The following is a 7,096-nucleotide window of genomic DNA, read 5'->3' as shown; positions in this document are numbered from 1 at the left end:
TTTGGCGGCGGCAAAGCCGCCGCCAAAACGCTGATGAAATTTTCTGAAATTTTATTTAATCAAAGCTTCAACTGCTTTTACAACTTCTGCAGGTTTTTCAGTTACGGCACTTAAATGATCTGCTGTAAATTCAAAAAACTGTTTTGGTTCAGGAGCATTTTTGAAAATTTCTTCACCTTGAGAAAACGGAACGGTTTTATCATTTTTGCTATATATAAAAAGCTTCGGAAGTCCTTCTATAGATTTAATATCTTCTTTCGCTGAGTAAACCGAAGCTAACATTTTTGCAAGAGCGTCTTTAAATTGTGGTGCAAAAACAGCAGCAATATCTGCAAACGAAGACATTCCGCCGTCAATCACCAATCCTGATATTTTATCTTTATTGTTTTTTGCCAAATGAACTGAAATCTGAGAACCTAAAGAAGCTCCATAAATTATTAACTTCGTATTTTTCACGTCTTTTCTTTGACTCATCAAATCAAAAAACTTTTGTCCGTCTACTGCAACATTAATGTGAGTGGGCGTTCCTGTAGATTTTCCGTATCCTCTGAAATCGACCATTGCAACCTGAAATCCGTTTTCAATGAATGGTTTTACCATAAAGAAATAAGAAGAAACATTTCCACCGGCACCGTGAAAAAATAAAATCGTTGCTTTTGGTTTTGCTATATTTGGTTTTAAGAAAATTGCTGTGATGGTGTCTTTATCTACAGGAATTGAAATGTTTTCAAATTTTAAATCAATTGGTTTTAAATCTTTACTCGGCTGGTAAAATTTGTCATCAATTTGAGCTTGAAATAATTGAATAAAAATTACAAATAGAAATGTAATAATAGCTTTAGCTTTCATAATATTGTTTTTAATTGTGAAACAAAGATAGTAGTTACAGAGGTTTTCTGAAATATTAAATCACTCAGTTGTTACTTTTTTATTCTGAACCGTAAAAATATTATAAATGAAATTGAATACAATGAGATTTACAATTCTTCTAAAGGATTCCAAAAAAGATTCTTAAAATTTTTGACTCTCAAATTCTCAACTTCAATTCCTTCTGCTTCCAATCTTGACTGAAATTCAGGAACAGATAAAGTTCCCGAACTCGAAATTACACGATGTGCTGGAACATCTTTCGGACAGCCACCCATCGCTTTGCCAACATGACGCGAATGATTTGGAAAACCAACTGCTTTTGCAATGGCTCCATAGCTCGTCACTCTTCCTTTGGGAACCAATTTTGTGATTTCCCAGACTTGTTGTTTGAAGATTTCATTCATTCTGTTGATTTTAAATAACAATCAAATGTAATAAATTAATTAAGTAATTCTAATCAAGCATCTTTCTTTAAACCAACTTTTTCGAGGTTAATATTCACAATTCTAATAACCTTGACAAAATTTAATGCAAAAAAATGTCTGAAAAATTAACAAAACATTATCATGCACAAATTCGCAAAAAGGTCTCATTGTTGCATTATGAAACATAGAAATAAACAAAAAATAATATGTTAAATTTTAAAGGAAAAGCAGTAATCATAACTGGTGCTGCGATGGGATTAGGATTGGCTGCAGCAGAGGCTTTAGCTTCAAAAGGTGCAGATTTAACATTGGTCGATTTTAATGTAGAAGCATTAGAAAAAGCAAAAGTTGAATTGCAGGAGAAATATCCTCAAAGTAAATTTCTGACCGTAACTGCAGATGTTTCTGTAGAAGAAAATGTGAAAAATTATGTTGATCAAACCGTGAAAGAATTTGGAAAAGTTGACGGTTTATACAACAACGCAGGAATTGAAGGGAAACAGGCGCCTTTGATTGATTATGATATTGAAGTTTTCAAAAAAGTAATCGACATCAATCTTTTGGGCGTTTACTACGGTATGAAATACGTAATTCCTGAACTGCAGAAAAACGGTGGCGGAAGAATCGTAAATGTAGCTTCGGTTGGAGGAATCAGAGGAGTTTTAAATCAGACCGCTTATGTTGCGACAAAACATGCTGTAGCCGGAATGACGAAAAATGCAGCTTTGGAATATGGTAAAGATAATATTCTGACAAATGCCATTGCTCCGGGTGCGATTTTAACACCGATGGTCGCTGAAGCTTTCAATCAGGTAAATCCTGCAGATCCGAAAGCCGCAGAAAAAGAATATGCTTCAAGAAATCCTACCAGAAAACTTGGAGATCCGAAAGATGTTGGAAATTTAGTTGCTTATTTGTTGAGTGACGAAAATGGTTATGTTTCAGGACAGGTAATTGCCATCGATGGTGGAGAATCGAATATGTATGGAAACTCATAATTATGGGTAATGAATAATAGGTAAAAAGTAATTTATTATTCTGAACAATTAAAAACTTGTCTTCATCCTTTTGAAGGCAAGTTTTTTTTAAAAAACACTCAAGACTCCCACCTTCCATTTTCCATCTTCATACAGAACTGCACAATTTTTGAACTTTAAATTAAATCAAAAAATAGAAAGTATGAAAAAGTCTGTTTTTAAATTTTTAAATAAAATCAATAAGAAAATTTTACCTAAACTAAGTGATAAAGATCCGTTGAAGTTGACAAAGTTTCAGAAAGGAATTTTGGCGTACAGGTATTTTGTGTTAATCAATTCTATGGATTGATTATCTCCCACAGATTTCACAGATTGACACAGATTTTCTAATTAATTCTTAATGTTCTAAATACAAATCAATTTATTGATTCTTAAAACCCTGTAGCATCTTGCTTAAATTTTTAAAAACTTAATGTTTCAAAAAAAACAGCATTAGATTTTCGAAATCCATCTTCTGCAAAGTTCGTACAATGGTTTTTCAATCAAGAGATAAATAATTATTGAGCAGATCCAAAGCAGTACAAAATTCTTGTCAGGAAGATAAACATAAGATTTCAGTTTCATGTTGAAATAGCTTAGATGAATCAAGTAAAAAACAAATGACGCATTCCCTAAAAGAATAAAGAATTTTGTGGAAAGAACTTTCGAAACCCACGTTTTTTCAGACATCAATCCCCAAAAGAAAACGATAATTCCTATGGGTAAAAATAATTCGTGAATAAGTCTTCCTTCCCAACGTTCAACGCCGTGTAAGAAATTATTTCGGGCAAAAAATCTGATACAAAAGATTAAAATAAGGATAGCAATTCCGCCCCAAAGTGTTGGTTTTTTAATCTTGTTTAAAAACTCAATTCCTTTTTCCTGCTTCATTAAATAAGCGAGCAACATTCCGAAGAAAAATTCAAGGCTTCGTCCAAAAAATGTGCTTCCAATCATAAATTGTAAAGGATATAAAAATCCTTTTGGATTACCGTTAAATTCTTTTAAACCAACTCCAACAGCCCATCCTAAAAGGAAAAATCCGATTAAAAACAGAATGCAGTATTTCCAGCTTTTTCTTAATAATAAAAATAAAAGAGGTGCTAATAAATAAAAGAAAAACTCAACAGTAAGAGACCAAGCCTGAACAATTCCTGAAACTGAATACTTGTCGAACAAAGAATAGAACAGTGAATACTGCAAAAAGTAAGTATCAACATCTTTGGAATAAGTTCTATCGATAAAATAACAACTTAGCAAAATCCAGTACAGCGGAAAAATCCTCGCAATCCGCAGAAGAATATATTTTAGATATGATTTTTTAGATTCTAAAGGCTTTTCTTCATATCGGTAAGCCAATAAAAATCCGCTCAAAACAAAAAATACTGTTACCCCGATATGCCATTCACTGATGAATCTCATCACCTCAAAAGGTAAATCATTGCGCCAATATTTTCGGTTGTGATAAACAAAAACCATGATGGCGGCAATGGCGCGCATTCCGGTTAAAGCATCGAACTTATTTTTCTGAAGAGTTTCCAAAGGTTTTAAAACAATAAAAGGCTTATTGCTAAGCCTTTTAAATATAATTAATTTTTACAGTTAAAAATTAGTTTTCCAAAATGTAAGAGAACATCAAAGGTGCACAAATCGTAGCATCACTTTCAACGATAAATTTCGGAGTTGTGATATCCAATTTCCCCCATGTAATTTTCTCATTAGGAACTGCTCCAGAATACGAACCGTAAGAAGTCGTAGAATCTGAAATCTGACAGAAATATGACCAGAACGGTATATCATGCATTTCCATATCCTGATACAACATCGGTACTACACAAATCGGGAAATCTCCTGCGATGCCTCCACCAATCTGGAAGAAACCAACTCCTTTTCCTGCTGAGTTTTTTGTGTACCAATCTGCCAAATACGTCATGTATTCGATACCGGATTTCATTGTTGTAGCCGTTAATTCACATTTAATACAGTATGAAGCGAAAATATTACCCATTGTAGAATCTTCCCATCCCGGAACTACGATTGGCAAATTAGCTTCAGCAGCAGCAATCATCCAAGAATTTTCTTTCGGAATCTCGTAATACTGCTCCAAAACTCCAGAAAGAATCATTTTGTACATGAATTCATGCGGGAAATATCTTTCTCCTTTAGCTTCAGCATCTTTCCAGATCTCAACGATGTGTTTCTGTAATCTTCTGAAAGCCTCTTCTTCAGGAATACAAGTATCGGTAACTCTATTCAAACCTCTTTCCAACAAATCCCACTCATCCTGAGCTGTTAAATCTCTGTAATGAGGAACTCTTTCGTAGTGAGAATGCGCTACAAGGTTCATTAAATCTTCTTCAAGATTCGCTCCTGTACAAGAGATAAAATCTACTTTTTTCTGACGGATCATCTCTGCTAAGATTTTTCCTAATTCTGCTGTTGACATTGCTCCTGCAAGCGTAATCATCATTTTTCCACCATCTTTAAGGTGTGCAACATATCCTTTTGATGCGTCTACCAAAGCGGCTGCGTTGAAATGCAGATAATATTTTTCTATGAACTCGGTAATCGGTTTGCTCATTTTTTTAATTTTTGCAAAGATAAAACTTAAAAACGGAATGTAGCGGATGCTGCTAAAGAAACTCTGCTTAAACCTTCTCTGTTTTCTTCACCCAAATCCAGAACCTGTCCGTTGTATGAAATTTTTCTAAGTGATCCTCCCGAAAGCCCAACTTTAGGACCAATTAAAATATGTTTGTTGATTTCATATTGGTAAGCAAAATCAACTTCTGCACCAAGCGTGTTTCCTCTTCCTTTTATGTTTCCAGTCTTTGTAGTGTAGCTCATTGCTCCTAATGCTGCATCTAAAAGGAATTTATGCTTTGTTGGTTGATCATAATTTGTAACTGTAAAAGATGGTCCATAAAAATTGATTGCATCTTTTGTGCTTACTACTGCACTTGTTACTGTTCCCATATTGTCGACTACGCTCAATCTTCCTGTATGAGAAGCGCTGTAATTGGAATATTTAAAGCCAATCTGAATTCCATTTTTAATTTCATAGCGAAGTGCAATATCGAAATTGGTTCCGTTTTTAAGACCTTTAATGTAGTTGCGTTCTTGTGGAGATAAAGCCGAGGAGATTTTGTTGACTCTCCATGCATAACCAAATGATGGTGTAAGTGATATTTTCTGAGAAAATGCAGCTGCTGAAACTGAAAGCAAGCTGATTGCGAATAGTTTTTTAATCATTATTTTTACTTATAGCAGCAAAAATAATATTTTTCTATCAATAGAGAATTAACAGGTGGTTAAAATTTAAACCGTCTGTTTTCTTTTTTGTCTGAAATTTTCTTTTTTGAATCTAATCTTTTTTGAACTTTCGCCTTCGAAGGTTTTGTTTTATATCTAATTTTAGGAATAATTATAGAATCATTTACAATTTCCAAAATTTTCTCGGTAGCGATTTTTTTATTCTGCAATTGCGTCCTCGATTCTGAAACCGTAAGCTGCAGAATTCCGTCTAAGTTGATTCTGTTTTTAAGTTTAGTGAAAATCAAATTTTTCTGAAAACCATTAAAGAATTCAGAATCTTCTACCTTCCACATTACCGTTACAGAAGTTTCTACTTTATTTACGTTTTGTCCGCCTGCACCGCTGCTTCTGGAAGTTTTGTAAGTTAATTCTTTGGTAAAATCTCTCATCATATTGTTTTAATCATTACTTTCTCTCAAAAAATACTTTTTAACTCCAACCTGTTTATCTTCCCGTTTGGCGTTCTCGGAATTTTTTCCACAAAAATAATCTCTTTAGGTTTATGAAATTTTTGTTGATAATTGATACTGGATAGTTTTTGGTTAATTGCTTCAGATTCTTCGCCTTCAACAACCAAAATCAACTTTTGTCCAAGACTTTCATCTTTCATCCCTAAAAATACAACTTCATTCGGAATTTCTTTTTTAACTAAAGCTTCAAGCTGTTCGGGAAAAATTTTCGCACCTCCAGAATTAATCACATTATCAATTCTTCCTAAATATTTAAATTGATTTCCATTAGTAATCTCAACTAAATCATTTGTTTTTAGAACTTCTGAATTAAGTTTTGGAGCATAAATTTTTAGGCAACCTCTTTTATCCACACAAATATCGATATTTTCAAAAACAGTAAAATAATCATCCGAACTAGGATAAACTTCTTTTAAGGCAATATGTGAAAGCGTTTCAGACATTCCGTAAGTCTCGTAAATTTTAGTTGGAGAGTGGGAGAGTAGAAGCGTTTGAGTGATTTTCTTTTTTAAAGATTCTGAAACCGAAGCGCCGCCAACAATCAGTTTTTTTATAAAATGAATTTTATCTAATGAATTTTCAACCTGCAAAGGCGTCATTGCACAAAAATCAATTTCCTGATTGAGATTTTCTAAAGGTTTCAAAGATGGCTCTGATATAAACAACTTTAATTTTCTCTCAAAAGAACGTACAACCATCATTTTTCCGGAGATGTATTCTATCGGAAGACATAATAATGCAGTGTTATTATTTTTCAATTCTAAAAAATTACACGTCATTTCTGCTGAGTTCAGCATCTTTTCTTTTTCAATTTCAAAAACCTTGGGAATACCAGTCGATCCCGAAGTCTGTACTTTTACCTTTTTTGAATCTGATAACCATCCTTCAACGAGAAAAAATACTTTTTTTTCAAATTCGGTTTTAGGATCTAAATTATTAATTTCGAGATTATTGAAGTTGATCAGCATATTTCCTTCGGTTAAATTGCACTGTAAATTTA

General features: G+C 33.2%; 9 protein-coding genes. 2 read left to right on the top strand and 7 right to left on the bottom strand.

All coding sequences use genetic code 11. The features are described 5' to 3' along the window. Positions 1 to 51: 51 nt before the first annotated feature. Complete coding sequence (locus OF897_RS19435; RefSeq protein WP_267267323.1) at positions 52 to 849, bottom strand: alpha/beta hydrolase; 798 nt, start codon at positions 847 to 849, stop codon at positions 52 to 54. Positions 850 to 977: 128 nt separating this feature from the next. Then, entirely contained in the window at positions 978 to 1,274 is a 297-nt protein-coding gene (locus tag OF897_RS19430; protein WP_267267322.1) for an MGMT family protein, read from the bottom strand. A 227-nt stretch (positions 1,275 to 1,501) separates the two neighbouring features. Between OF897_RS19430 and OF897_RS19425 the strand changes: the two genes are divergently transcribed. Both OF897_RS19425 and OF897_RS19420 read left to right on the top strand, forming a co-directional pair. Beyond that, positions 1,502 to 2,293 (top strand): glucose 1-dehydrogenase, encoded by a 792-nt coding sequence (locus tag OF897_RS19425; RefSeq protein ID WP_267267321.1) that lies wholly within the window; start codon positions 1,502 to 1,504, stop codon positions 2,291 to 2,293. A 181-nt stretch (positions 2,294 to 2,474) separates the two neighbouring features. Then, the gene (locus OF897_RS19420) at positions 2,475 to 2,621 is read left to right on the top strand and encodes a hypothetical protein (protein ID WP_185113222.1); all 147 of its coding nucleotides are present in this window, start codon (positions 2,475 to 2,477) and stop codon (positions 2,619 to 2,621) included. Positions 2,622 to 2,764: 143 nt separating this feature from the next. Here the strand turns inward: OF897_RS19420 and OF897_RS19415 are convergent, their stop codons facing one another. From OF897_RS19415 to OF897_RS19395, 5 genes are all read right to left on the bottom strand, one after another. Beyond that, complete coding sequence (locus tag OF897_RS19415) at positions 2,765 to 3,853, bottom strand: acyltransferase family protein (protein WP_267267320.1); 1,089 nt, start codon at positions 3,851 to 3,853, stop codon at positions 2,765 to 2,767. A 67-nt stretch (positions 3,854 to 3,920) separates the two neighbouring features. After that, positions 3,921 to 4,892, bottom strand: a complete 972-nt coding sequence (locus tag OF897_RS19410; RefSeq protein ID WP_267267319.1) for a deoxyhypusine synthase family protein — start codon at positions 4,890 to 4,892, stop codon at positions 3,921 to 3,923. A gap of 26 nt (positions 4,893 to 4,918) precedes the next feature. Next, positions 4,919 to 5,563, bottom strand: coding sequence for a hypothetical protein (locus OF897_RS19405; protein WP_267267318.1), 645 nt, complete (start codon positions 5,561 to 5,563; stop codon positions 4,919 to 4,921). A 59-nt stretch (positions 5,564 to 5,622) separates the two neighbouring features. Continuing rightward, the gene (gene arfB, locus OF897_RS19400) at positions 5,623 to 6,015 is read right to left on the bottom strand and encodes an alternative ribosome rescue aminoacyl-tRNA hydrolase ArfB (protein ID WP_267267326.1); all 393 of its coding nucleotides are present in this window, start codon (positions 6,013 to 6,015) and stop codon (positions 5,623 to 5,625) included. Positions 6,016 to 6,041: 26 nt separating this feature from the next. Continuing rightward, positions 6,042 to 7,064, bottom strand: coding sequence for an AMP-binding protein (locus OF897_RS19395; RefSeq protein ID WP_267267317.1), 1,023 nt, complete (start codon positions 7,062 to 7,064; stop codon positions 6,042 to 6,044). Positions 7,065 to 7,096 lie beyond the last annotated feature (32 nt).

Source organism: Chryseobacterium formosum (assembly GCF_026460885.1).
Lineage (GTDB): Bacteria > Bacteroidota > Bacteroidia > Flavobacteriales > Weeksellaceae > Chryseobacterium > Chryseobacterium formosus.
The sequence above is the reverse complement of the archived record's forward strand: the minus strand, read 5'-3'. Positions and strand labels throughout refer to the sequence as shown.